Source organism: uncultured Vibrio sp. (assembly GCF_947488985.1).
Classification (GTDB): domain Bacteria; phylum Pseudomonadota; class Gammaproteobacteria; order Enterobacterales; family Vibrionaceae; genus Vibrio.
Map to the genome: position 1 here is coordinate 1 of NZ_CANLBV010000311.1, position 407 is coordinate 407.

The 407-nt window shown below is 45.2% G+C and carries 1 protein-coding gene; it reads left to right on the top strand.

The features are described from left to right. On the top strand, positions 1-407 hold a 407-nt coding region (locus Q1A70_RS20480), incomplete at both ends, for a topoisomerase DNA-binding C4 zinc finger domain-containing protein (RefSeq protein WP_299697681.1).

Below are 407 nucleotides of genomic sequence, written 5' to 3' on the forward strand. Positions count from 1 at the left end.
ACAGAAGCAACGCGAAGTGGTCACATTGAGAAACTAGGCAGCCTCAAACACCTTATCACTATGCAGAAGGTAAAAGGCTACAAGAACCCTGTCTATAAAACGACGGAATATGGACAAGAGTTCTGTGCCTTATTGCCGTCAGAAATCATCATGCCGGACATTTCTGCGATTTGGGAGGGTGACTTGGATAAGATCGGCAAAGGCCAATACAGCGTCGCTGAGTTCGTTAAAAAGGTAGATACGTATATCTATGAGCGCGTGAGCCAAGTCAAAACCGAAGGGGTGTCTATTACCATTAAGGATGGGATCACCTGTCCGAGTTGTAATGAAGGGCTATTACTCAAAAGAAAAGGGAAGAATGGGGCTTTTCATGCCTGCAACCGTTACCCTGATTGCAAAACTACCTT